The following is a 24,645-nucleotide window of genomic DNA, read 5'->3' as shown; positions in this document are numbered from 1 at the left end:
ACTCCTTTTAATCGGGTGTGTTGGTGGGAATATGAAGGTGAGAAAGTTTGACAATTACTAATTTAACGAAAGAACAAAAGAAGATTATTTCTGACTGGCGAAAAAAGCATAATATCGATGAAAAAGCTAGGCTTACACAAAAGTGTACAGAGCTAGGCACTTCTTTAATTAAGCAAGAAAAAGGACCAGCTTTAGATTGGGCACAAGAGCAGCTTGATTTAGAAGATTTGTTCAGTGCAACAGCAGAAGCAAATAAGCTTTATCATAAAGATCGTACTAATAACCAGCCATTTAATAAGGACTTTAAACCAAATGATAAATAGTTGGTGATGATAAAAATGAAAGTTATTAGAGCTGAACCAGCTTTTTATAATAAGCAAAAATTATTGAAATAAATAAAGGATTAAAAATGTTACTAACAGATGTTGTTGAGCATCGAATCATTCATATGATTCGGTGCTCTTTTTTTATTGAAAATTTTGATGATATTTGAACGAGGTATTTATTATGAACTTTTTAAAATTAAAACTTATGACTGGTGCTAATGTTTGGAGCCAAGTTAACAATGGTGCAAGTTACGCATCTACTAATATGACAAATACTGCACGATTTATTGGTGTTGCTGTAATTGTTGCAGCTGGTCTATTTTGGATGTTTGGTGGCCAAGCAGCTCAAAAAGCTAAAGCTATGTTAGTTGCAGCTTTAATTGGTGGTGCTGTCCTATTACTAGCTCCACAATTAGTACCTACGATCTGGCAAATGTTCGGAGGGGCAACTTTCTAGTTAAATATTCTGGTTAAACGTAATAAAAAGTAAGGAGTTATTCAATGATAGAAGTTACTTTTACTTCTTATCCTAAAGATGGCAAAAAGTTATTCAAGACTGGTATCTTTAAGCAAAAGCCACTTCCACTAAAAGAAGCAAATGATAGGGTTAAGGAGTATGCTAAGACTTTATCGGCACACGAAACGAAAGAATTTGCGTTTACTGTTATCAAAGATGACGGTGGAGATGTAGCAGACGAGTATACTTTTGATACTCAAATTGAAGCCGGAGATGCTCAATTTGGAATTGTTAGCTTAATTAGTCGCGATTATGCAGATGAAGAACTTAGTGATGAAGAAAATGAGGATTTAGAAGATTTACAAGATCAGATTCAGTCTGAATTAGGTGCTGCTAAAACTAATTATGCAGATGAACTTGAACCAGAGGAAACAGATAAAACTGCTGTAGAAGAAAATACAGACAATCAACCTGTATTCCAATCACAACGAGCAAGTGGTGTAGTTGGTGACATTAAAGGTGTAGAAGGTGTAGATGGTAACATTGTTAAACAGTTTTCTATGGTAGATACTCCTAAACAGACTCAACCTAAAGCTAATAATTCTAATGAAGAAAGTCAGTCGTTTGAAGATAACGAAAGCTTACCATTAGAGGATAGCCTTCCAGAGCCGGAGTCTGTTTCCAATGAAAACAATGATATTCAGCCAACTGATGATCTTGATCTTCCAGATCCAACCAGTGAATTTGCAGCACAGAATCAAGAACGTGCTGCGCCGGCTCAGCCGGCACCAGTACCAACTGAATTAGTAGTTACGCCAAGTAGTAAATTTGAAAATCCAGAGGATATCTTAAGTAAAATTCCGGATAAATATAATGCAGAATCATTTGATTTGAGTGTCATTAAAGCACAACTTGGTTATAAGAACAATCCTACTGATAAGTTTGATGAAGAACTGAATAGAACAATTGATGAAGTATTGAAAGATACAGGTTTATCCTCTCTTCAAAGCGAATTTGATATTACTAAATCAAATTTAGAAAATAGTTTAATTGATGCTTTAACTACCAAGTATAATGAGCTAACTAAGAACACGGTTGAAAATATCGTAGCAGTTCGGCTTAAAGATGAGATTAATCAATTAGAACAAGATGCTCAGAATAACAAGCAAAAGAATCAATCTAATATGGAGCAAGCGTGCAATAATGAAGAAGCCCGCCTTACAGCTCAAGATGTAGATAAGCTAGATCAATTTAAAGTTCAATTGCAAAATGAGCATCAGGAAAGCATGCGTTCATTTAAGATTAACCAACAAAAAGAACTAGATACTTTAAATGAAAAAATCGATACTCGACTAGCTGATAGCAAAAATGATTTGAAACAACGGGAACATGACAAGGTAGTTAATGAAATTAACAGAAACTTATCTGATACACGCGTTGAACTTTCAAACCGTTTCAACCAAGGCTTGAAGAATGAGTTTACTAAATCAGAAGAAAACTTCCGTGTAGGTCTTGATGGAGCCATTAGTTCTATTCAAGAAAAACGGGATGAAATTAATCAAAAACGTGAAAAATATCAATTTGCCCAAGCGAAACTTGCTCAAAAGCAAAAAGAAAATGAATTGAAGGCTCGCGAGTTAGATCAAAAAGATCAAGAACTTGCATTAACTAAGAAACAAATTGAAGGATTACCAGATGCAATTGCAGCTGCAATTAATAAGACACAACAACAATCACCTAATTCTCAATTAATGCCGTTCTATCAAGTTCCAGGTAATTATTATTATGCTCAGCCTGCAGGAGCGCCACAGATTCCAAACAATTCGACTCCTCCAGTCGATAACACTGAATTTCAGAAATTGAAGGATCAATATGACGCTTTAGAAAAAAAGCTGACTGAAGTACAAATTACCGCTAAAGATAAGGAAATTGAAGACGCAAAAAAAGAACTAGCCACAACTAAGAATTCTAAAAAGCATTGGCAAATAGGTATCATTTCATTCTTGGCTGTGGCTACTTTAAGTTCAGTACTTTTGTTTGGATATAATCGAAATAATCACTCAGTTTCGTCAACTAAGCCTTCAGTCGTTTTAGTTAAAAATTCAAGTGCTGAGAAGAGCAATAAAAAGACTAGTTCACCTAAAAAGCAAGATACTTCTTCAAAGAAGAAGCTAGAACAGCCCTCAACTCCAAAACCTGAAACACCTGAACAGAAATATAACTCTTTAAATAATTGGAGTGAAAAAGTTGATTATCTAAATGGACTAGTGGGGCAAAAAGATGTTCGCTCTCTTGAAGTGATCAATCGAAATGATCCTACTACTCTTAGCAAATTATATTTAGCAATCGCTCAAAATAATCAAAAAGATATTCGCGACTCTTGGCTCAAAATGAATGCTGACGAAAGAAAAAGTGTTTCTGATTCTGCAAGAGACTCAGTTATTTTGGCTTTTTACGCAGTACATGATTGGCAGAACGGGTGGTTAGCTAAGAATGAAAGTTAGAAAAGTAAAAAAGGTAAAAAGGACCAGTCTTATTAAAAGAACAGGTTCTTTTTTTAAACAAGTATTTTTAAGTTTAAGAAAAGAAACAATAGATGGTGCCAATCTTCCTGATAATCGGGAAGAACACCAAAAGGATATTCGGTTATTTGTAGCAGTTATTTCAAGTGTGGCACTTTTCATAGTTTTGGTAATATTTGTTAATGCTGGTCGACTCACATTTCAAACAATAAGTAGACCTGGCTTTAACTTCTTTACTCAAAAGATTGATGATGAAAAAATATTTGCCCAAGCTATAAATATCGCTAAATATCCTTTGCCGTTCAAATGGCTGATAGCAATTTTGGCCATTAGCTTTTTCGGCGGTTTCGGATTATCAAAACGTCTAAAATTTGCGACAAAAGATGTTGCATACGGTCAAAAAGGTGATGAGCGTTTTACCACTGAAAAAGAACTTGAAAAGCAATATCCAATTATTCCTGATCATGATGAGAGGGGTGATGAATGATGCCTGCTGCAATAAGTAGAAATTATACATCTTACACCTATAAACCATCATTTGAAGGATACGGCGGTATACCCATCTCTCACGTAAATAAGTGGGTAAGAGCTAAAAAATTTCCTTTTATAAGGAAAAAAGGGTTCTATTTTATTGATCGAAGTACCAGTCACAATATTATTGTTGGAACATCAAGGTCTGCTAAAACCCAAGCAATCGTTATTCCAATGATCGATAATCTTTCCCGAGCAAGCAAACAGTCATCGATTGTTGTCAACGATCCTAAAGGAGAACTATACGCAGCCTCTTCTGAAACACTACGTAGAAGAGGCTACAATGTTTACCTGCTTAATTTAGCAGATGGATCTCAATCGATGGCTTATAATCCGTTGCAGCTCATTATTCAATCCTGGAAACGTGGCGATATTGAAGGTGCTATGCAACTAGTTAACTCTCTGACTTATACCTTATATCATGAAGAAAATGCCGGAGCTAATAGCTGGGTTTACGAAGGTGCACAAAAAGCCGTTAACGGTATGATTATTGCTTTAATTGAATATTGTATTAAGCATAATATGACGGAAAAAATTACGCTTAACAATGTTATTGATATGGTTAACGAACTAGGAACGGTTGATTACGCAACTGATCCTGACGATCCATATGATAAATCTAACGTCCTTGATGAGTACTTTAAGCACTTAAAGCAAGGATCTATTGCAAAGCGAGAATTTGGATCTACAAGTTTTTCAGGAGATAAAGCTAAAGGGTCAATTTATTCAACAATCGTTCAAAAGTTGAGCGTTTTCTCAATGCCTAAAATGGCCCGAATGACTTCAATGAATTCTCTAGAGCTTAAATCAATTGGTTTTCCAAAATACCTTGACTTTGAAGTTGACAAGAAGCTTGCCAATAAGAGAATCCAGATTCTCTTTCTTAATAAGAAGAAAGAGCTCATCAATAAGTATACGGTTAAGGTTGCATTTGGAGGCTTTGTACAATACAACTTTGATGATAAGTTGACTGATGGTTGCTATATGATCGTTAAACATCGTCAGCAATTTAGTTCATATAAGATCAAAATTGATGCAAGAACAGAGAAGACAGAATTGCAGCCATTGCAATCTAAAATGCCTATTGGCAATCTTCGCATGCATTATTCCGATCGTCCAACTGCCGTATTTATGAAAATTCCTGACTACGACAGTTCTAACAATGCTCTTGCTTCAATTTTCATTTCACAGCTGTACTCAGAACTGGCAAAGCAATGTTCATACGTTGCTGGCGGTAAAACTATTAGAAGAGTCCATTTTATCTTTGATGAGTTTGGTAATATGTTACCAATCAAGGATATGGACCAATTGATGACAGTTTCAGCCGGACGTAATATGTTATTTACACTCATTATTCAATCGTATAAACAAATTTACGCAAAATATGGGAAAGATAAGGGAAATACAATTAAAGAAAACGGTCAAAATCAGATTTTGATTAAATCTACCGATATGGATACTAACAAGGAATTTTGTACTTTAATTGGAAATAAGACTGTTGAAGGCAATAACGTTAATAAGTCTGTGATGAATATGGCTCAATCCATTAATGTGTCCGCTGATTCCGTTCCTCTACTTTTGCCGGAAAGAATTAAAGATTTCATGATTGGAGAGAGCGTAGTATTACGGCCACTTTATCGAACCGATTTGAAAGGTCGATCTGTTCGACCGTATCCAATCTTTAATACGGGTAAAACTAAGATGCCACTTGCTTATACATTCTTAACTGATGAATTTAATCCTGGAACAAGTCCAGATTTATTACAAATTGATGCGCCACATGCACAGCTCGATTTAGCTAGTTTGGCGGTTGATTGGCGAGACTGGATTACCTGGTCAAAGGATGCCTTAAGTGCATATGATGCACATCAACAAGCAGATGCAAATAAGCAAGATAGTATGGGAAGCGATGACACGGCTAGTGGAGCCAAAGCTAAACATGAAAATGAAGTTGATGACTTACCAAATGGTGCTGAAACCGATGCAATTTTTGCAGAAATGGCTGCTCAAAGACAAATGAATCAAACAGAAGCACTACGTGAATTTTGGCAAGAGCATAAAGACGAATTAGGAGAAGATGCTGAAAGATTCAGATTAATTATTGATCATCATGGTGGACGAAGTGACTATATGCAATTTTTAGTAAACAAACCTGATTTACTAAATGAATTTATGGAATTATGGCAAAAAGTAAATAGCGAGTAGGACAAGCATTAAAAGCTTGTCCTTTTTTGTACAGAAAGGAAAAATATATGGGAACAAAATTGCTAATACTAGCGCAATCCTATATTTTTACAGGGTGGATTGATCTAGGAAAAGCTATTTCTGATATGTTTGGTGGTGGCGGTGATTCTAAAGAAGATCTAACCAATGCCGCAAACAGTTTAGACAACATCCGGCCGTATCTTCACTTTCAAGATGCAGTAGGACAAGTTTTTAATTGGATTAAGTGGGGAATTATAAAAGCTTTCTATAATCTAGCTAATGGTGCAGAAGATCTTGCTACTCATAGTTTGGATTTTAGCAAACTATTAAGTGATGCGGGACTTAAGGACTGGATTCAAGGGTATATTTTAGGAGCTGCCGCAGCAGTAATGATTGCGGTCTTAGTTTGGATCGGAATAAAAATGATGTTAGGCAAGGAGAAAACTCCTGTACAAAACATCATCTTGCAAGCTATTATTGCAACGTTTTTGATGTTTAATCTGCAACCTTTAACTAATTGGGTAGTAGATCAATCAAGTAACATCTATAAAGCCGAAGTCACTGATGGTAATACATCTAGCATTCCATTTGATATTATCAAAGGAAATACCAACGATATCGCCTACCTGGTTTATAACAATTGGCCGGATTTTAAAACGAAAGGATCCGGTAAGATTAAAACTCAAAGCGATGAAGACTATGGTCACAACGGTTGGGATAACAAAAACGGTAAAAAATCGTTTGATCTATTATCTGCTACTAACTTAGCAAGTGCAATCACTCCAGATACAGTTGATTCAATGGAAAAAACTGCTGAGAAATTACAAAAAGATCATCACTGGAAATCTTTAAAATTTAAACCAAAATATCTTAAATATCAATTGATTGATGGTGGAGATAAACCAGCTGCAGTTAAAATCAGCAAGTCAAGCGTTCCATTCTCCAATTCTTATTCTGGTGGGTATCAGCGTTATACTGTAGCCTTTTTACCAGTTGTAGTTTCATTATTTGCTTTGTCATTAGCTTTTGCATTTATCACTTATGTAGTAGTTAAATCTTTCTTAGATTTAGCTATTATGCAAGTTCTCGCTCTATTAATTTTCTCAACAGACTTAGACTCAGGAGCTAAAACAAAAGCAGCTATTAATGATATGTTTACTGCAGCTTTAACTATTGCCTTACAAGGATTTGAATTAGCCTTCTACAGAATTGTAGTCAACTTTTTGACCAATGCTGATATGGGTCCTCTCCTATATTGTGTAGCAATGATAGCTGCTACAGCTATGCTTTGGACTGGATCACAAAAGACAGCTAAATTCTTTGGTGTCGATACAGGTGCACAAAAAGGTTGGGCAATGGGTGCGATTGTTGCCAACCAAACTGCTGGCCTTGTTAAGAAGGGCGCAGGCTTGGCTCGCGGAACTGGTCATCTTGCTCGTAAAGGATTCGATACGACAGAGAGTGCTTTAACGGGTTTAGATGCAGCACATAAGGCTCGTGAGAATGGTAAAACCTGGGGGCAAAGCTTACGTAACGGCGCAAATGCTGCTCATGCTAACTCTCAACTCAAAAAAGGCTTTATGGCTAGTGGCGGAAGTCGTCATCAGTGGAATAAAGCTTCTCGAAGTGGATTGGTACCAACTACTGTTAGCGAAATGGCTGATAAAATGGCAAGCAATAATGGATTAACTGACAACGAATATAATTCACTCCGCCAGGCAAGTACAGGAAAACCATATACTCAATTTGCCAATGAACATGCAGAAGCTCTTAAAAAGAGTGGTCTACGCTCAGCAATTGATAATGCTGAACAGCTAAAACATTTGTCAATGCCAGACAGCGACACCAAAGGTAAAACTATTGATGCTAGAAGAGAACTCAATGATGCACTCAGAAGTGGTAAGCATATTATGAACGATCCAAATGCTAGTGGGGAACAGCAAAAGGATGCTGCACAGCGACTTACCATTGCAACAAGTAATCTTAAGAAGGCTGCTAATGTTGATGACATTAATGACAATGATGCAAATAAGATTAATCCTGCAAATCAACAAGTTGAAAAGCCTTTTGATAAAGCTAAACCAGAAGCAACTACCCAAAATAAGTCTACTGAATCAAACGAAAACATTAGCGAGCACAATGATTTACCTAAAGTCAATCAGGAAATTATACCTGGTGGAGATACTAAGAAAGATGTTGTTGCACAAGGCGGAACTGAACAACTTAAGACTGCTAAAGAAGAAGGCAAGATTCAAAAGATTGATCCTAATTCCAAACCAGCTGAAAGTAAGAAGAGCAATCCTATTAGCTCAAATGATTTACCTAAAGTCAGTCAGGAAATTATACCTGGTAGAGATACTAAGAAAGATGTTGTTACACAAGGTGGAACTGAACAACTTAAGACCGTTAAAGAGGAAGGCAAGGCTCAAAAGATTGATCCAACTACTCAACCAGATAATGGTACAAAGCCTACTATTACTGATGCAATGCGTGCAACTGAAAATGGCCATAAAGTTATTCCAGGAAAAGATAGTAAGAAGGACGTTATCACACAAGGTGGAACTGAACAACTTAAGACTATTAAAGAAGAAGGTAAACATGTACAAATAGATCCTAACACTCCATCTAGTCCAGACAAGATTTCTGAAAACCTTACTCATGAACCTCAAAATAGCTCAACTCAAACTATTCAAGGATCAGATACAAAGACAAATATTAAAGAGCAAGGTGGTACTAATCAAGTTTTGAAATCCTCTGAAAAACCAATCAATTCTGTTACAACAACTCAACCTTCTGTAGCTGAAAACACAACAAGCAATTATGAGCAGCTTGTTCCTGATCAAAAGCAACAAGTACACGTTACTCAAGAAGGACCAGGACAAAGTATTGAAATCTCTACTACTCCGTCTAATATAACTTCCACTGTTAAAGAAACTTCAGCAGAATACATACCTGCTTCAAATATTTCTTCAACTAATCCTAATGCACCAACAATTGAAAGTTTTCTGCATAGTAAAAAACACTATATAAAGAAGTTCAGACAAGATGTAACAACTGAGATTAATAAAGATCAAATTAACCATACTATTGAAGATGTAACTAAAAGAAATGATTTTAAGAGCAACTTCAAAGAAACAAAACCAATAGCTCCAAAACCTAGAAAGGATAAGTAGAAATGGATAGTTATCAAAAACTAGTTATGCCTAAAAAGACGAAATATCGTTTAACAGTTGTCTATGTACCATTAATTGATATTTTGACCGTCTTAGGTTTTATTGCTCTTGGCTTACATATAGCTAAAATAAGCAACTTACCAGCAATTATGCAATTTGTTTTACTAGGATTTTCAGCATTAACGGGAATTGCAGCTGTAGCTTCCACAACTTTATGTTACGGCGTGCCAAATTGGAAGGTCTTACTTCTAGTTCTTAAACAAGACAGAAATAAATATTATCCATTATTTGTGAGAGGAGAAGAAAATGGGAAAAAAGATAATTAAAAAGAAGCAATCTTTATTTGAAAAAATCTTCAAAGCAAAAAGAGCAAGCCCTTCGGGGCTATCTCAAAAAGATATTAAATCTATGCTTGATTTTCTTGGGTATAGAGCTTGTACCAAAAATGGTCGTTTATATTTAAAAGATGGATCTGTATCGCGCTACTTAAAAGTAGAACCTACAGATCTTTTTAGTTTAGACGATGATACTAGACTCAAATACTTGACTGCATTTACTATGTTTAATCGCGTTTTTACACCAGATTACAAGATCGTCATTCTTTCAACTCGTATTGATACTAGTCAGCAACAAGTATATTGGCGAAAACTACGCATGAAGAGTATGTCTGACAATACTGCTCAATCAGATACAAGAAAGCAATTGCAAAGATATTACTTAAGTAAAGTCATTAATCTTGAAAGAGAAGCAGATAGTTACAGTGATATTAACTTTTACATTCAAGTGTTTGCAGATAACAAAAAAGAACTAAAATCAGTAGTTAAATCTGCCAAATTTGCAGATCAAGGCTACTTACATTTAAGAGAAATAAATAAAAAAGAAACTGGAGAAGTTCTTTACCGGTTAAATAATTTAAACAGTAAATAAGGAGGGCTATTGCATGAGTGTATTAGAAAGTTTGCAAAATTTAGGAGACAAGATACTACACAGAGAAAGTACCGTAAATACTCAAATTAAAGAACCACAAATTGATCCAACACAAGTTATCAATGATGCTGGAATCAAACGACTCTTACGCGATGGTTATGATGTAGAATTTTTGGCAAAGACTCAGCCACAAGGTGGCATTACTTTTGATGACGATCATGCAATTGGTGATGGATACTCGGCATGCGTTAACATTTTACAATATCCTACTGATCCTAATATTTTATGGGCTACTCAAGTAATGCTAAATGACTCAACAGTGGCAATTATGGACGTTAAGACTGCTTCCAGTGAACGATTAAAGAGTGAAATTAATCGAAGTTTACAAGAATTAGGAGATCAAGCGACTAATGGTCGTAAAGCAACGTCTATGAGTGATGCTCAAGACAATTACCAGGATTTAATGGATTTATCATCTTCTATTTCTCGTCAAGGTGAAATTCCTAAGAAAATTGTTTCTAGAATTTTCGTTTATGCGCCAACAATTGAAAGCTTGCAAGAAAAAATCAGAGACCTCATTAAGAGCCTAAAAGGTAATGATTTCAGAGCAACTGTCTATAACTTTACGCAAGCTGACCAGTACAAATCTATGACACAAAAACTTACCAAACAAGAGCGAAGTTTTGCAGCTGTACCAGAACAGATCATGCCAGCTAGAACTTTAGGCTTTGGAAATCCTTTTAGCTTTCAAAGCTTAAAAGATCCTCGGGGTATTCCTCTTGGCACAACAAGCGCTGGCGGTGCATTTATTTTTGACCAGTTCAGATCAACTAATACTCGTAGATCCTTCAATATGATGGTTTTAGGAAAAATGGGAGCTGGTAAATCAACGCTGCTTAAAATGTTAACTGAAGGTAGTTTTGCAAGAAACATGTACTGGCGCGGGATTGATAAGAGTGGTGAATATGTTCGCTTAGTAAGAGCACTTGGTGGGGTTGTCGTTAATTTAGACGGAAGTGAAGGTATGATTAATCCGCTAGAAGTTATGGCTACGGTTACTGATAAGGAAGGAAAGGTAGTAGACGAAGTAGCTTCCTTCATGCAGCACTTAGACAAAGTTAGCGTGCTTTTTAAAATGGTTAACCGAGATTTTGCAGAAATTGAAATCCAAGATTTTAAAAACATTCTACGTAGTTTCTATATTTACTACGGATTATTACCTAAAGATTGGCAACGAAATCCAGGAAAAGTTCGACTTACGGGAAAAGATCCTCAAGATTATCCTACCTTTTCGGAATTTAGTAGATATGTTGATAAATGCAATAGCGAAGAATATTTAAGCGCAATTCATGCTAGTCCCCAACGTCGTAGAACTTTTGAAAAAATCAAAATTGGTGTTGAAGCAATGATCGATAACTACGGTCAAATGTTTGATGGTCATAGTAGTATGAAGGACTTATCGCGAGAAAAGGTTGTTCTATTTGACACTTCTACTGTTGCTAACCAGGGGAGCGTTTATCAAGCTCAAATATTTTCTACATTATCATTGATTTGGAATCAGGCTCTACAAAACGGACGACGTCAGAATTATTTACTAGATAATGGCGTGATTACTAATGATGAAATTAGTTACTTTGATGTTGTACTAGATGAATGCCACAACATTGTCAATTACAAAAATATGAATGCGGTAACTTACATTAAAGACTTTGAAAGAGAAATGCGTAAATTCAATGCAGGAATTATTTTTGCAACACAATCACCAGAAGAAATGGTCCCAGATAAAGTTAACAGCGTAGAACAATCCGACTTGAAAGTTGTTTTCGATTTATGTGCAATCAAAGTTATGATGGCAATGGAGAATTCGCAACTTGCAAAAATCAAAAAGCTACTAGGAGATAGCTTAATGCCAAGTGACTATAGCGAAATTCCGTCATTAACAACAGGAAACGCTATATGGACTTTAGGTAGCGGACAAAGATATAAAGTTACTAATAATCCTGACCCAGAACAACTGAAGTTATTCGATGGTGGTCAATAATGATAAACAATAAAAAAAATAAAGATCCATTCATGAGAATGATCCGACGAAGGTTGTGTCGACATTCACTCACGATTGGATTAATCGTAGGAGGCGTTACAGCATGTATCGCCTCTTTTATTATTTTCATCGCAGTTATTTATAGTGTAATTATTGGTGTTAAAGGAACTTGTGCTCCTGATACATCGAATCCAATTGCGGGTCAAGTAAGTGGAGCAACTGGCGAATGGACTCAAAAAGGCTCTAAAGAATATAACACAGCTAAGACAATCTTTGATCGCTTAACCAAAGATTTAGGTGTTTCAGGAGCTGCCGCTGCTGGGGCCTTAGGTAATATTGCTCAAGAATCTAAGTTTAATACTGGCGCAGTAAACGCTAGCGATAATGGTGCTGGACTAATTCAATGGACCTTTGCTAGAACAACTGCTTTAAAAAGCTTTGCAGAAAAGAAAGGCAAAAGTTGGACTGACTTAGATGTTCAAATCGAAATGCTAGAGAATGATATGAAAAATCAAGCAATGTGGACCAGTGGGAAATTTAAAGACAATAGTTTAAAAACATTTGGTACTACTACAGATCCCAAAGAAGCTGCCGAACGATTTTATATCAGTCAAATGGAAGCCGGGGGCGGTTACGCAAGTGATCCAGATGGAAGTGGTACAAAAAGAATTGCTAATGCGGAAACTGCCTACAAACTTTTTAATGGAAGTAGCGTAAAAGCAGATGAGAGCAAATTAGGTAGTACTGGTGGTAAAAATACTAATAGCTCTTCTAACTCAGCAGATAGTGATGAAACAAATTGTGTTGTTGTAAGTGATGGAAAGTGGGCTTGGCCGTTTAAATCAATTAAAGGTAAACCGCAAATTTCTGGCGCTCAACTCTTTGGTAACGTTGGTGGCGGTCGAAAAAATGGATTCCATGATGGTCTTGATTTCGGAACAATTCCTTACAATAAGCAAGATATTTTAGCCATTCATGATGGAACGGTTTATAAAATTGATCACCAAGGGTCAACTCAAAGCGACTTAGGTTGGTTTGTTTGTGTAAAAAGTGACGATGGGTATTACGAAGTGTATCAAGAATTTGCTTTTGATCCAGGAGATAAGGATAAAGCAATTTCAGTTAAAGTAGGCGATAAAGTAACTGCCGGTCAAAAAATTGGAACATTAGATTCTAGCTTAAGCAACGTTAGCCACGTTCACATTGGTGTCAGCAAGAAAGAAATTATGGCGGCTGAAGCTCATGCCTTTAGTAATGATGGCACTTGGATAGATTGGTCAAAATTAATTGAAGGAGATAAGTAATGGAATTTAATAAAACGAAAAAAGAAAACAATAATGAAAAGGCATTTCGTTTAACGCTCTGGGTCTTGTCTATACTATCGGTTATCTTTGCCTTAGTTAATATTCCAAAGCAAGGAAACATATCTGAAATACGTCAAGAAACTAGAAATACTGCTAAGCAAATTAAGGTTGCACGTCAACAAGCTCAAAACAATTCCCCATTGTTTGCTGCTAATAATTTCAACTTGACCGATCAAGAAAAGACCGCAACTGATAGATTATCTCAAGGACTACAAACAACTTTTGGTGGCTTGAAGACAGAAAATGATTTTAAAACTCAGAAAAGTAAAATTCAAAGTTTGATGGGCAAAAAGTTTGCCAACTTTTTTGTCGTTTACAATCCTGAAACTTCTTATCTTAATAACAATGAAGTACATGTTTACTTCAATAACGTTAAAGACATTCATCATGCAAAAGTTTTTGCTTACACACAATATGAAGTTAAAAAAGGAACTGGTTCTGAACCATTATCCATTGCATTTAATTTTGACTATGATCTCACAACTCAAAAAGTTAATAGCTATAAGTTAGTAACCTTTTCTACATCAGATGTTCTAAAGAATGAAGGGAGCAATCAATAATGGAAGCTTGGCAAAGAATTCAAATTGGAGTAGCAACATCATTAATAGTATTAAGCATAGGAACCGGTACTGCTTTTAAATCTAAGCAGGCAAAATATGATGCAGACTTAAACAAAGCGCAGGTAGCCTTAAATCAAAAAAAGAGACAGCTCTCCACAATTCAAAGTGATAATGAATCAATATTATTAGACCAAAAACAAAATTCTAGTAATCAATCAACTTCAGACTCAGTAAGACAAGTTATGCTTAATCGTGCAATTAACACTAGAGCTATCAAAGTAGCCAAAGCTTTGTTTAATTACTCTGGCTCTAAAGATTATTTAAAACGACAAAACAAAGTCAGCGTTTTACTTTCTAAAAAAGCAACTGTTGATCCAGCCCTATTTCCAAAACATGACCTAGAGCAAATTAAAGGTCAAAAAATTGCTGGCGACTATTACTCAAGTTCAATTACCAATGGACTAGAAGATTCTGATGGTAATGTTCCAGTATTTTTAAAAGTACATTACGGAACTTACTTGAATGACAAATTAATTGCTTCACCTACTGAAGGATTTAATTTAACTTACAATACTCATTCAGGACAATTTACTAGTCTAAAATCTGTGGGAAAATTTGCTGAAAATACAGAAAAGAATGATTAGAAATGAAAAAGAATAAAAACAAATTAAAGACAAGCACCAAAATTGCAATGATATTTTTCTTCACTCTATTAGCTTTTGGTCTTAGTATTGAAGGATATCATTTAAGAAATACAGCTATTGAAAACAACCGCGTTCAAGTTTCTCTAAAGAAAAACGAAAACGCGGTTGTTTTATTTTATAAAGATGATTGTTCAGACTGTAAAGCAATTTTTGACAGAGTTATGGTGGAAAAAGATTTTGGTGGAACAAATATAAAACCAATTAATTTAAATAATGTAAAAAATAAACATTACATCGGTGAATATAACTTGCATTATGTACCAACTTTAATTGTGTTACATCATGGAAAAGAAGTTGACAGATACACTGGTATCGATAAAAGAAAAATAAATGATTTATTTAAAGGAGCAATGAAATGGCCAGATATAAACACGCGTCCAAGAGTTATAGTTTAAAAAAAGAAAATTCTTGGCTAAAGTATTTAGTTGTTTTCCTTCTTTTACTTAATGTCGGTCAAGTTGTTTATACTTTTGTCCAAGCCCCAAATCAAAGTCAAATTTCAAAATATGAAAAAGTTATTCATAAAAAAGATTCTAAAATTCATGATTTAGAATCTGAAATCAAATTTAATAAGTCCCAATATAAAAAATTAGGTCTAGAAAGTCAGTACGGTTATGGCGAATAGAATGGAGATGAAAATAGAATGCCTAAAACAAATAAACAAAAAGAATTAAAGCGTCACGAAAAATTCCGAAAGCGAAAAGCATTTTTAAGTGCAGCTACAATCATTTTAGTAGCTTTTATCGGGATTTTACTTAGTCCATTTTACATGGGAGCAGGTAAAGTTAGTTTAACTAGAAATGATACTACAGATGTTGCCACCAATGCTAAGCTCTATCGAATGAGTTCAACTTTTAATCCTAAAACTGGTTATCTAGTCTCAGAATTTTATGTTGGAAATAAAGAAGATGTAAATGATCTTTCAGCAGAAAAAGCACTAAGTAATATTAAATATGCAACTCGTGCTCAAATTCAACACGGTACTATGGGAAACCAAGCAAGATTTGTTTCAACACGTTTTCAAAAAATTAATGACCATTACTTTGTAATTGAGGCCAAAGACATTCAACCTGGTTTTAACGTAATTCGTTACGATGTTGTTCCTGAATTAATTAATTCTAAAGTTGAAACTGATGGATTTACGAAAAATACTCTGATCAAAATGTACGCTCGCGAAAATAAAATCAAGTTGGATACAAACTTAAAACCTAAAGCAAAATCTGCATATGCTAAAAACTATTTAGCAATGCTTATTAAGACCTACACTAAAAAGATTTCATCATCGCAAAAGAAAATTGCAAATGCTCAGGCAACAATTGACCGAGATCAAGAATTAATTAGAAAGATGAATCGTAAAAAAGCAATTGCTTCATCCTCACAAAAAGAAGATATCGAAAGTCAAATTAGTGATTACAAACAAGATATTGATAATCAAACTCAGATCATTAAGGAAGCTAAAAAGACAATTAAAGAGCAAAAAGAAAACATTAAGGCAACCCAAAATGGCGCTATAAACTTCTAAAATTTTATAGAAACGTAGCTAAATAGGTGTCCGTTTAAGCGGAATGCCTATTTTTTTTAGGTTGGAAAACGTCCGTTTGTGCGGAAATAATCGAAAAATACGATATAATCTCTAACCCTTTGGAAATCCCTTTGGCACAGCCAAAGTAGCAACCGAGGCACGAGGTTGATATCAGATTTCCCTTATGCTCTTTACTCCAAGAGCGACGTAGGAGCTACCAATATAATTAATAAAAGGAGACAATAGAAAATGGATTTAAAAATTAAAAACGTAGATCCAAAAGATATCTACGTTATTGATAAAGAAATAGAACAAATTAACAAAAAGAATCATACAAAAATTTCAAGAAGTAAATTTTTAAGAGATCTTATTAAAAAATACTCCGAACAAAAAATCAAAAATAAACTAAACAACATATCCAACGGAGAGAACTTCAAGCAATAAAAAAGTATTTAATTACGAGTCAAAAATTAAATACAGAATTATTGTTTGCTTTAATCGCAAACAATAAAAATAGTGCAATTAATTTAGCAGTTAAGTTAGGAAAAGAACTCGATAATTTTAATGACAAAAATAAAGGAGAATAAGAAATGGATTTAATAATTCGAAATATTGACCCCAAAGTTATATATTCAATCGATAAAATGATTGAACAATATAATCATCAAAATAAAACTAAAATTTCACGATCAAAATTTTTAAGAGATAGAATTGAAAAAATTCCAGAAGAAGATCTTTATAAAAAAATTGATAGTGAGACAGCCGTGCAATTAAAAGCAATGGTTGAAAATATGGAAGCATATCAAGATGCAGTAGATAAATTATTTTTCTTATTAATCACCGGTGACACAGAAGAAGCATTAAATCTTTCCGAAGATCTTAGTCTTAAAACAGATAAAAATGTTCGTAGAAAAATTAATCTTATCTCCAAAATTTTAGATGCAATAATTCAAGAAGATAAAACAAAAGCAAAAAATTTAAACAATGAACTAAAAGAAAGGAATGAAAATTATGACACGGAAGAAGGAATTTAGAACTCAACTTAGTGATGAAGAGTGGAAACTCATTAATGAAATTCGAGAAAAAAATCCCGCAATAAAAACTGCACACGATGTACTAGTTTTATTTGTACACGATCACTTGGCTTGTAAAAATTTGCAAACCGAATTGAAAGACTTAAAGAATATTAATTTTAATTTACAAACTTTAATGGAAGTTACAGGTGAGTTAATGGTTAAAGGGCGTGGCTTTCAAGATGACAATGGTCTTCCCATTACGAATGTGCAAGTTGGATCACAATACATCAGTATTAAATCTGCTAAGCAAAAAGTTAAAAAAGAAATTGCAGCAGGTCAAATTAATAAACATTGGCACAAGGCAGTAGTTAATGAATAAATATATTTTAAAAAGAATGGAAGCAATGATTGTTAAACACGTTAGGCTTTCCATTCTTTTTTTATTAATTGCATGTAGCTTTTATTTTCTTCATGCGGAATTTTTTAATCAATATAATTTTTATGCTTGGTATTGGTTATTGTTAGTAGCCGGTAAATTATTTGAATACTTAGGAATAATCATATTAGCAACACCAATATTTGAATTTGTAAATTTAAGAAGGGAGCTAAAGAAAAATGAACAAGCTAAAAAAAGAAATCAAAAAATTAGTGGAAACTGAAAAAGAAAAAGCAATAAAACGTCCAAAATATAATCCATATGTTGATGACTATTCAAGCAAATAAAGCTTTTGGAGTGATACATGAAAAGACCAGCTATAATTTTAACTTCAAAATTTTCAACAGAAACAAACGGAAAATCTTTCGGTAAATACTTGGGCTACATGGCTCGTAAAGAAGCTCTCGAATCTAAGGAATATTTAACCGAGCAAGAAAGAAAAGAGATTAATCGCGTTACTATCAAAGCTCGTGAACTTGATATACATGGAAAGTTTAGAAAAGTTTTTGATCAATCAAAAGATGAGCTAGTTAATAAACAAGCAAAAAAACTTTTAAACAATAAAGTATTGAGCGAATTAAACGATGACCAATTTTCAAAATACTTGGGCTACATGGCTAGATCAAGCGCATTAGCTACAATCCAAGGTAAACGCGAATTAACTCCCCAAGAAACTCAAGAACTAAAACGAGTTAATGAAGCAGCTAATAAATTAACAGACCTAAAAGTGACAAAAGATAAATTAGCAGTTGGCTTTTTTACTTCAGATATGGATCAAGTTCATCTTAAAGACTTTCAACACATTCGAGATCAATTAACTAAAGCACAAGCTAATCATAGCGTGCTATGGCAAGACGTAATTTCTTTCGATAATGATTTCTTAGTAAAAAAAGGAATTTTAAATAAAGAAACTGGAATGCTAGATGAACAAGCTATGCGACACGCAAGTCAAGAAATGATGAAAACTTTTCAAGCAAAAATGAATCCACCTTTGTATCAGCCTTATTGGATGGCGTCAATTCATCGTAACACTGATAATGTTCATATCCATTTTGCAACTGTTGAAGCAATAAATCAGCGACCAATTATTGAGCGTGAAGATAAGTTTGGAAATCTTGTTAAACAGCCCAAGGGACGTAGGCCTCAAAAAGTAATCGATCAAATGAAATCTGTTTTTACAAATACGTTGATCAATACCAGTGATCTAACGAAAGAAATCTCCCGTAATCGTGATCAAGTTAGAGCCAATGTTTTTCAGCATTTTGAAAAGCAAAAAGAAAATCCTGATTTTCAAGCAATGATTAATCAATTCATGGAGCACCTACCAGCTGATCGAAGAAACTGGAACTACAAATGGCTTGAAAAAAATGATGCCAATGGTAAAGCGCTCCTGGATATAATTACTGAAACCTTACTAAAAGATGATCAAGATTATCGTACATATAAAAAAGATATTTCTGATTATCAAGATACGCGACAAGCTTTATACGGTATTTCAAAACGTGAAAATAAAAATTATAAAGTTAATAAACTTAAAGATATTCGCCGACGAAATGGAAATGCAGTTTTAAAATCTTTAGCTACTTTAGACAAACAAGCTAATAAGATGCACAAAAAAACTCCTTTAAAATTAAGGGTTAATCCTGAAATGTATTTTCAAACCTTACTTAATAAAGCAAAAACTCAAAAAAGTTCTTCAGGGGCAGGTGGCCGGGTGGCTCCGGCTCGGCGGAATGTTCCAAGAAAAAGAAATTTATATTTATTCACTTTAAGTAAAAAAAGAATTGAAAAATTGAAAAAAGAAATAAGTCATCAGACTAGAAAGGAAATGATTCTAGAAAAAGGACATGTAAGTCTAGATAAGAGAAAAGCATTAACTGAATATGAAAAGATACAAAAAGCAGCCGAACGTTCACAAGAATAACGGCTGCTTATTTTTGAAAGAAGGTTTTATTATGAATCAAAAAATTCCAAATTATATTAATCAATTAAAAAAGATATTAAATGTAGAATCAATCGATATCGACACCATAACTTATACTCCTGCTTCTTCGGAACCCGAACATGAAATTGAATTACCCATTTACACTTGTTCAAATAATGACGAAACGATACACATTATAACTGATTTTCAGGGTAAGGTATTCGATGTTTTCTTGCCCTACAATATCAACGGTAAACAATTACTAAAATATTCAAAAGTATTAAAAATTTTAAGTAAAAATAAGTCAGATAAAACAGTTATAACTGAAAGTTTAGAACAAGCATTATATTTAGCCAATTTCTAACTAAAAAAAGAAAGGTTCTGTAAATTTTTACAGAACCTTTCTTTTTAGAAGTACACACCGCTTTCCGTGCATACCGTTCTTACGAGTCTCACTGATTGGTTACGGGCTTTCTTTAGTCTAGCATATCGACAAGGCAGTGAGCTTACCCGACTGTTAACGTTAAAAACATTAACAATCCACTAATTTACACCGTGATCTTATAAATAGTATAACACAGGGACATCAATTATTAGTGTCAAAAAAAGCACAAAAGAAAAGCCCTTAAGAAGGGCCTTTGAAAAGCAATACACTACGCTTTTTTTAGCTATTAAAGCTAGGCAGTGAGCCACCCGATCAAGTTATGATCCTTAATTTAAAAATTGCTTCTTCTATTAAGTTAACTATATCATAAGGAAGAAAAAGATGCAAAATCTTTCACAATCATTAAATAAACCAGTTAAATATATTCCACATGGATATCATATTGCCACAGATAACGAGTTACAGATAATTAATGATTTATACATAAAAAATATAAATAGATTTTCGAAATTTTATGATAAGAATTTAGCTAATAAGACAATAGACTATGTTTTCAAATCGGAGAATCAACTAAAACTATTATCTGTTAACTTTGGAAAAGAAAATTTTGCTCATTTACTAGGATTAAGATTTGACAGACGAAAGCCAAATCAAGTTTTAACAGATATTCTAGATAACAAAACTCCTAATGCAATACTTATCAAAAATGATAGGACTACTTTTTTAAAGCTACAAGTATTATCTTCAGCGAAGGAAATCTTACATACAGATGGCTTAATATTATCCGATCTTTCAAAAATTGAACAGATTCATAAATTGAACCTAAATAAAGGCATTAAAAGTTCCGATAAAAATTTAATGATATTACTCAGAACTAGTAAAAATGATGGTATTGTACCTGCGTCATTAATGAACTTAAATGTTCGAACCCTTTCAGAACAATTAAAAAGAGTCCCACAAAATACAATCTTAGGAATATTTCAAGAAAGCAATGATCAAGTAACATATTTAGATGAAAATAATAAAAAAAGAAACGTTGTTTTAGGACGTAGCGCCAGTGCTATAGATCTTAATCACGAATATATTAAAACACCCCAAGATGCTCTGTCCTTAGCTTCAGTGCTAAATAAAAGTATTTCAGCCTATGCAGAAAAACAAACCATAAATACTGACGATTTAGGTCGACAGCTTACTCACGAAAAAGCAGCACCGAATCATAAAGAAGCTACAAAGAAAGCGGCACTTAGAAAACGATTTGATCGAGAAAGAGAGTAGCTCTATGACTTATCACACACGAAGTCCACCTAAAATAACTAATACTTTTGCTTTTAGCTCCTAATCAATTTAGATTAGGAGCTTTTTTATTTGAAAGGAAAATACCATGAATTTTATTGATTTTTTTGCTGGAATCGGTGGCTTTAGATCTGGACTAGAAAAAGCCGGTCATAAATGCGTTGGATTTGTAGAATTCGATAAATTTGCAAGAAAAAGCTACCAGGCTATGTACGATACAAAAGGAGAATTTACAGGATATGACATTAGACAAGTTAGAGGAAAAGATTTACCAACAGCCGACATCTGGACCTTCGGAAGTCCCTGTCAAGATGTTTCAATCGCTGGTCAACAAGACGGACTCATTAGCGGAAAAAGAAGCTCCTTGTTCTTTGAGATTATCAGACTGCTTAAAGAAAGAACTAAAAACCAACAAGAGATTCCTACCTATCTCTTCATGGAAAACGTTAAGGGACTTTTATCAAGTAGAAACGGTAGGGACTTCGCCCGCGTTCTCATTGAAATGGACTCAGTCGGGTACGATGTCGAATGGTCACTTATCAACTCTAAAGAAGTCGTCCCTCAAAACAGAGAAAGAGTCTACCTTATCGGACATCTTAGAGGTAAATGTTCCAATAAAGTATTTCCTATCCAAAGACAAAGTCAAAACTCTATTAAGCAATCAAAAATTAAGCAGGTAGGTAATTATCGCTCGAATAAGTCATTCGGCAATAATCCACAAACTGGAAGAGTTTACTCTGTTCACGGACTATCTCCTACACTAAACACAATGCAAGGTGGCGACAGGCAACCTAAGATCTTAGTTGAAGCGGTACTTACTCCTGATCGTCTAGCTAAGAGACAAAATGGAAGAAGATTTAAAAATGCTGGAGAACCTGCATTTACAGTAACAGCAACTGACAAGCATGGAGTTCTAATAAAAAAAGATAAGGAATTATCAATTAGAAAATTAACACCATTAGAATGCTGGCGCCTACAAGGGTTTACAGATGAACAATTTTTTAAAGCAAAAAATGCTGGGCTAAGCGATAACCAGCTATACAAACAGGCTGGTAATTCAGTAACTGTTCCAGTAATCGAAACAATAGGATATAAGTTGAAAGGAAATATTAATGAATAAAAAAGAAAGAGAAATATTTAAACAAAAAGTGGAGCAGTATCCCGTAATTATTAATAGAGAAAATTCTATTGATGGTAAAGCACAACTGTTGCATTTCAAAGATAGAGTCAAAGACTTAGATCTTAATCTCATCTTTGGTTCTGACTTATCACACAGCAAGTATAAAAATATCCACAATGACTCTTTATATTTAATTGGCAAGCAACTTCAAAAACCTTTCTATTTAGGAAATTCTCTTGAAGAAGTTAAACAAGAAATTATGGCTGATGGAGAAGCTGAAGATTACGGACCCAGATATATGCAACAATATGGCTCCGGAATTCTTACAAATAAAAAAGTTGGTCGTACTACGGCTATATATGCACATGAGGAATTTGATGAATTGCCAACTGATGAAGATGCTATCTCATATGCTAAAGATTTTTACAAAAGACCTGACATAAGTAGATTTTCTCAACCAACTAAAGATCGTGATGTTGAGAGGGCCAATCTAAGCACTAGTTCAGTCAATAGTGAATTATCTTATCACGAAACTCACTCAAATGATTCGATTGCTTTTCAACAAAAAGAAGCTATTGATAAATATGCAAGCACCCACCAACTACCTAACGGTATGAAATTCGTTAACTTAGAAAAGCTATTAAAAAATGGTGATTTTTTTGAAAATCCATGGGTGTCATCGGATAGATACGATTTGTTCAATCATGTATACAATGGCTCCAAATACGGGGTCATTTTCATTGAAGATGGGGAAGTCGCAATTCACAATCTTTCAAAAAAAGAACTTACCACGATTAGCAATTTGGAAGATTATGAGTTTGATCCTGAATATAAAAAAGTGTCGAAAGATTTAGCTAAAGTTGCTCCTAATGCCCCTGATTTTTCAATTGATCTTGGAGATCCCATGTCTTTAGATCTTAGTGTCATTGAAAATGATTACTATACACCAGATAAAACTATCGATGATGACCGTGCAAAGGCAAACATCGTTTTAAAACCAACTTCAATTGTCAAAGGGCTAGAATGGAATCAAAAACAAGATATTTATTACTACAATCCTAAAAATAAAAAAGAACCTCAATTAATAGGAAAAGACCTAGAAAGTTTTGCAGACTACTTAAATGAACCAGCAAAAATTGATGGATTATCTACTACTCTAGTAGATATCAATCGAGAACATTTTGCTAAGACTCACCAGGATCAAGTTAAAAATATTCAACGTAATTTGTATATTGGCCGAGATAAGAATGCTAACGAAGATCTTTTCAAAAAATATTTAAGAAAATATGATGTTTACATAAATCCATCAAAGAAAGACTTTGAAGATGCCAACGTTCTTTTGGGACTTTCAAAAGATACCAACTTAAATAAAGTAGTTGAAAAAATGGAAAAACCTAAGCAGGAAAAAGCAATTGGCTATATTAAAGCTAATTCTAAAAAAGATAAAGCAACACCTAATCTCGCAAGAAGAGAAAATGCCAAGCGACTTTTAGAAGAATATGGCTTTGATGCAACAGAAGAGAATATTGAAAAGATGGCGAAAAATATTGAAAATGAGGATAAGTTTAACAAGCAACTTAAAATTAAGAAATCTGGATTAGAATCAGTAAAATTAGAACTTGCAGATCCTGAAATTCGAAAAAATTATGCTGAAACATACGGAAAGAAAACGGAAATAGATAAAAAAACAGAACAGGTATTTCTGGAAAAACCAATCTATTCACAATGGTTCATGCAACGTGATCGTGAAGAAAAAGAATATGAAGATCTTGAAAGATTAGGCTTTCCTAGTTTCTATCAAGGGGAAGAAAAGCAAAAATTCGAGAAACTATCACAAAAGATCCCCGTTCATACAATTAGAAAACTAGAGAATGCCTATGTAGCAACAAGAGATATTTACTTCGATGACAAAACTTCTGAAGTTAAAAATATTAGCTTAGTTTCCAAAACTACTAAAGCAAAAATCGAAAAAAATAGTAAAAAATATCTAGCTCTGGAACACGCCAAAAAAGCAAGTAGAAATAAGAAATTAGAAAGGTAGCACTTAACGATAAAAGTTAAGTGTTTTTATTTTGCAATGAAATATAAAAATAAATCTCCCCCCTAATACAAAATTTGTTAAATATAAAAACAATTATG

General features: G+C 34.0%; 22 protein-coding genes and 1 pseudogene. All 23 read left to right on the top strand.

Translation table 11 applies throughout. The annotated features are described in order from the left end of the window. Positions 1-47 precede the first annotated feature (47 nt). A complete protein-coding gene (locus AB5359_RS09635) occupies positions 48-323 on the top strand; it encodes a hypothetical protein (RefSeq protein ID WP_006585474.1) in 276 nt (91 codons plus the stop codon). A gap of 184 nt (positions 324-507) precedes the next feature. Beyond that, positions 508-783, top strand: coding sequence for a TrbC/VirB2 family protein (locus AB5359_RS09630; protein WP_006585475.1), 276 nt, complete (start codon positions 508-510; stop codon positions 781-783). A gap of 44 nt (positions 784-827) precedes the next feature. Beyond that, a complete protein-coding gene (locus tag AB5359_RS09625; protein ID WP_006588361.1) occupies positions 828-3,287 on the top strand; it encodes a hypothetical protein in 2,460 nt (819 codons plus the stop codon). A 501-nt stretch (positions 3,288-3,788) separates the two neighbouring features. Beyond that, positions 3,789-6,041, top strand: a pseudogene (locus tag AB5359_RS09620) (VirD4-like conjugal transfer protein, CD1115 family); the annotation flags it as partial. Between the two features lie 47 nt (positions 6,042-6,088). Then, complete coding sequence (locus AB5359_RS09615; protein WP_195212528.1) at positions 6,089-9,214, top strand: pLS20_p028 family conjugation system transmembrane protein; 3,126 nt, start codon at positions 6,089-6,091, stop codon at positions 9,212-9,214. A gap of 2 nt (positions 9,215-9,216) precedes the next feature. Then, on the top strand, positions 9,217-9,540 hold the full coding sequence (locus AB5359_RS09610; RefSeq protein ID WP_006585482.1) for a hypothetical protein: 324 nt from the start codon (positions 9,217-9,219) through the stop codon (positions 9,538-9,540). Continuing rightward, entirely contained in the window at positions 9,521-10,141 is a 621-nt protein-coding gene (locus AB5359_RS09605) for a hypothetical protein (protein WP_006588358.1), read from the top strand. Before AB5359_RS09610 ends, AB5359_RS09605 begins: the two co-directional genes overlap by 20 nt. A 13-nt stretch (positions 10,142-10,154) precedes the next feature. After that, positions 10,155-12,182: a VirB4 family type IV secretion system protein gene (locus AB5359_RS09600; RefSeq protein WP_144842193.1), complete on the top strand. Its 2,028-nt coding sequence runs from the start codon at positions 10,155-10,157 to the stop codon at positions 12,180-12,182. After that, positions 12,182-13,486 carry a phage tail tip lysozyme gene (locus AB5359_RS09595; protein WP_006585485.1) on the top strand — a complete coding sequence of 435 codons (1,305 nt, stop codon included), beginning with the start codon at positions 12,182-12,184 and terminating at the stop codon, positions 13,484-13,486. Before AB5359_RS09600 ends, AB5359_RS09595 begins: the two co-directional genes overlap by 1 nt. After that, positions 13,486-14,106, top strand: a complete 621-nt coding sequence (locus AB5359_RS09590) for a hypothetical protein (protein WP_006585486.1) — start codon at positions 13,486-13,488, stop codon at positions 14,104-14,106. Before AB5359_RS09595 ends, AB5359_RS09590 begins: the two co-directional genes overlap by 1 nt. Next, positions 14,106-14,750 (top strand): hypothetical protein, encoded by a 645-nt coding sequence (locus tag AB5359_RS09585; RefSeq protein ID WP_006585487.1) that lies wholly within the window; start codon positions 14,106-14,108, stop codon positions 14,748-14,750. The genes AB5359_RS09590 and AB5359_RS09585 overlap by 1 nt, the downstream gene beginning before the upstream one ends. A 2-nt stretch (positions 14,751-14,752) precedes the next feature. After that, a complete protein-coding gene (locus AB5359_RS09580) occupies positions 14,753-15,205 on the top strand; it encodes a thioredoxin family protein (RefSeq protein ID WP_006588356.1) in 453 nt (150 codons plus the stop codon). After that, positions 15,166-15,435 carry a hypothetical protein gene (locus AB5359_RS09575; protein ID WP_006588355.1) on the top strand — a complete coding sequence of 90 codons (270 nt, stop codon included), beginning with the start codon at positions 15,166-15,168 and terminating at the stop codon, positions 15,433-15,435. Before AB5359_RS09580 ends, AB5359_RS09575 begins: the two co-directional genes overlap by 40 nt. A gap of 18 nt (positions 15,436-15,453) precedes the next feature. Beyond that, positions 15,454-16,332: a hypothetical protein gene (locus AB5359_RS09570; RefSeq protein WP_006588354.1), complete on the top strand. Its 879-nt coding sequence runs from the start codon at positions 15,454-15,456 to the stop codon at positions 16,330-16,332. A 249-nt stretch (positions 16,333-16,581) separates the two neighbouring features. Next, positions 16,582-16,776: a hypothetical protein gene (locus tag AB5359_RS09565; RefSeq protein ID WP_006585491.1), complete on the top strand. Its 195-nt coding sequence runs from the start codon at positions 16,582-16,584 to the stop codon at positions 16,774-16,776. 146 nt (positions 16,777-16,922) lie between these two features. Then, entirely contained in the window at positions 16,923-17,366 is a 444-nt protein-coding gene (locus AB5359_RS09560) for a hypothetical protein (protein ID WP_006588353.1), read from the top strand. After that, entirely contained in the window at positions 17,344-17,727 is a 384-nt protein-coding gene (locus AB5359_RS09555) for a hypothetical protein (RefSeq protein ID WP_006588352.1), read from the top strand. Before AB5359_RS09560 ends, AB5359_RS09555 begins: the two co-directional genes overlap by 23 nt. Continuing rightward, positions 17,720-18,007 (top strand): hypothetical protein, encoded by a 288-nt coding sequence (locus tag AB5359_RS09550; protein WP_006585494.1) that lies wholly within the window; start codon positions 17,720-17,722, stop codon positions 18,005-18,007. The genes AB5359_RS09555 and AB5359_RS09550 overlap by 8 nt, the downstream gene beginning before the upstream one ends. Before the next feature lie 81 nt (positions 18,008-18,088). Beyond that, on the top strand, positions 18,089-19,708 hold the full coding sequence (mobP2, locus tag AB5359_RS09545; RefSeq protein ID WP_144842141.1) for a MobP2 family relaxase: 1,620 nt from the start codon (positions 18,089-18,091) through the stop codon (positions 19,706-19,708). A 31-nt stretch (positions 19,709-19,739) separates the two neighbouring features. Further along, positions 19,740-20,072, top strand: a complete 333-nt coding sequence (locus AB5359_RS09540; protein ID WP_006588301.1) for a hypothetical protein — start codon at positions 19,740-19,742, stop codon at positions 20,070-20,072. A gap of 402 nt (positions 20,073-20,474) precedes the next feature. Further along, positions 20,475-21,368: a PBECR4 domain-containing protein gene (locus AB5359_RS09535; protein WP_144842140.1), complete on the top strand. Its 894-nt coding sequence runs from the start codon at positions 20,475-20,477 to the stop codon at positions 21,366-21,368. 106 nt (positions 21,369-21,474) lie between these two features. Continuing rightward, positions 21,475-22,506: a DNA cytosine methyltransferase gene (locus AB5359_RS09530; protein WP_006585498.1), complete on the top strand. Its 1,032-nt coding sequence runs from the start codon at positions 21,475-21,477 to the stop codon at positions 22,504-22,506. Next, the gene (locus tag AB5359_RS09525) at positions 22,499-24,547 is read left to right on the top strand and encodes a hypothetical protein (RefSeq protein ID WP_006588103.1); all 2,049 of its coding nucleotides are present in this window, start codon (positions 22,499-22,501) and stop codon (positions 24,545-24,547) included. Before AB5359_RS09530 ends, AB5359_RS09525 begins: the two co-directional genes overlap by 8 nt. Positions 24,548-24,645: the final 98 nt, after the last annotated feature.

The organism is Lactobacillus sp. RTP31084st1_F9_RTP31084_210423 (assembly GCF_040919545.1).
Lineage (GTDB): Bacteria > Bacillota > Bacilli > Lactobacillales > Lactobacillaceae > Lactobacillus > Lactobacillus paragasseri.
Note: the sequence above shows the minus strand (reverse complement) of the source record. Positions and strands in the feature narration are given on the sequence as shown.

Coding starts and splice junctions, on each gene's coding strand:
- AB5359_RS09595 (WP_006585485.1), top strand. CDS start 12,182: ATGATAAACAATAAAAAAAATAAAGATCCATTCATGAGAATGATCCGA.
- AB5359_RS09550 (WP_006585494.1), top strand. CDS start 17,720: ATGAATAAATATATTTTAAAAAGAATGGAAGCAATGATTGTTAAACAC.
- AB5359_RS09615 (WP_195212528.1), top strand. CDS start 6,089: ATGGGAACAAAATTGCTAATACTAGCGCAATCCTATATTTTTACAGGG.
- AB5359_RS09580 (WP_006588356.1), top strand. CDS start 14,753: ATGAAAAAGAATAAAAACAAATTAAAGACAAGCACCAAAATTGCAATG.
- AB5359_RS09605 (WP_006588358.1), top strand. CDS start 9,521: ATGGGAAAAAAGATAATTAAAAAGAAGCAATCTTTATTTGAAAAAATC.
- AB5359_RS09535 (WP_144842140.1), top strand. CDS start 20,475: ATGCAAAATCTTTCACAATCATTAAATAAACCAGTTAAATATATTCCA.
- AB5359_RS09555 (WP_006588352.1), top strand. CDS start 17,344: ATGACACGGAAGAAGGAATTTAGAACTCAACTTAGTGATGAAGAGTGG.
- AB5359_RS09630 (WP_006585475.1), top strand. CDS start 508: ATGAACTTTTTAAAATTAAAACTTATGACTGGTGCTAATGTTTGGAGC.
- AB5359_RS09610 (WP_006585482.1), top strand. CDS start 9,217: ATGGATAGTTATCAAAAACTAGTTATGCCTAAAAAGACGAAATATCGT.
- AB5359_RS09530 (WP_006585498.1), top strand. CDS start 21,475: ATGAATTTTATTGATTTTTTTGCTGGAATCGGTGGCTTTAGATCTGGA.
- AB5359_RS09540 (WP_006588301.1), top strand. CDS start 19,740: ATGAATCAAAAAATTCCAAATTATATTAATCAATTAAAAAAGATATTA.
- AB5359_RS09625 (WP_006588361.1), top strand. CDS start 828: ATGATAGAAGTTACTTTTACTTCTTATCCTAAAGATGGCAAAAAGTTA.
- AB5359_RS09600 (WP_144842193.1), top strand. CDS start 10,155: ATGAGTGTATTAGAAAGTTTGCAAAATTTAGGAGACAAGATACTACAC.
- AB5359_RS09565 (WP_006585491.1), top strand. CDS start 16,582: ATGGATTTAAAAATTAAAAACGTAGATCCAAAAGATATCTACGTTATT.
- AB5359_RS09590 (WP_006585486.1), top strand. CDS start 13,486: ATGGAATTTAATAAAACGAAAAAAGAAAACAATAATGAAAAGGCATTT.
- AB5359_RS09585 (WP_006585487.1), top strand. CDS start 14,106: ATGGAAGCTTGGCAAAGAATTCAAATTGGAGTAGCAACATCATTAATA.
- AB5359_RS09575 (WP_006588355.1), top strand. CDS start 15,166: ATGGCCAGATATAAACACGCGTCCAAGAGTTATAGTTTAAAAAAAGAA.
- AB5359_RS09525 (WP_006588103.1), top strand. CDS start 22,499: ATGAATAAAAAAGAAAGAGAAATATTTAAACAAAAAGTGGAGCAGTAT.
- AB5359_RS09560 (WP_006588353.1), top strand. CDS start 16,923: ATGGATTTAATAATTCGAAATATTGACCCCAAAGTTATATATTCAATC.
- mobP2 (WP_144842141.1), top strand. CDS start 18,089: ATGAAAAGACCAGCTATAATTTTAACTTCAAAATTTTCAACAGAAACA.
- AB5359_RS09570 (WP_006588354.1), top strand. CDS start 15,454: ATGCCTAAAACAAATAAACAAAAAGAATTAAAGCGTCACGAAAAATTC.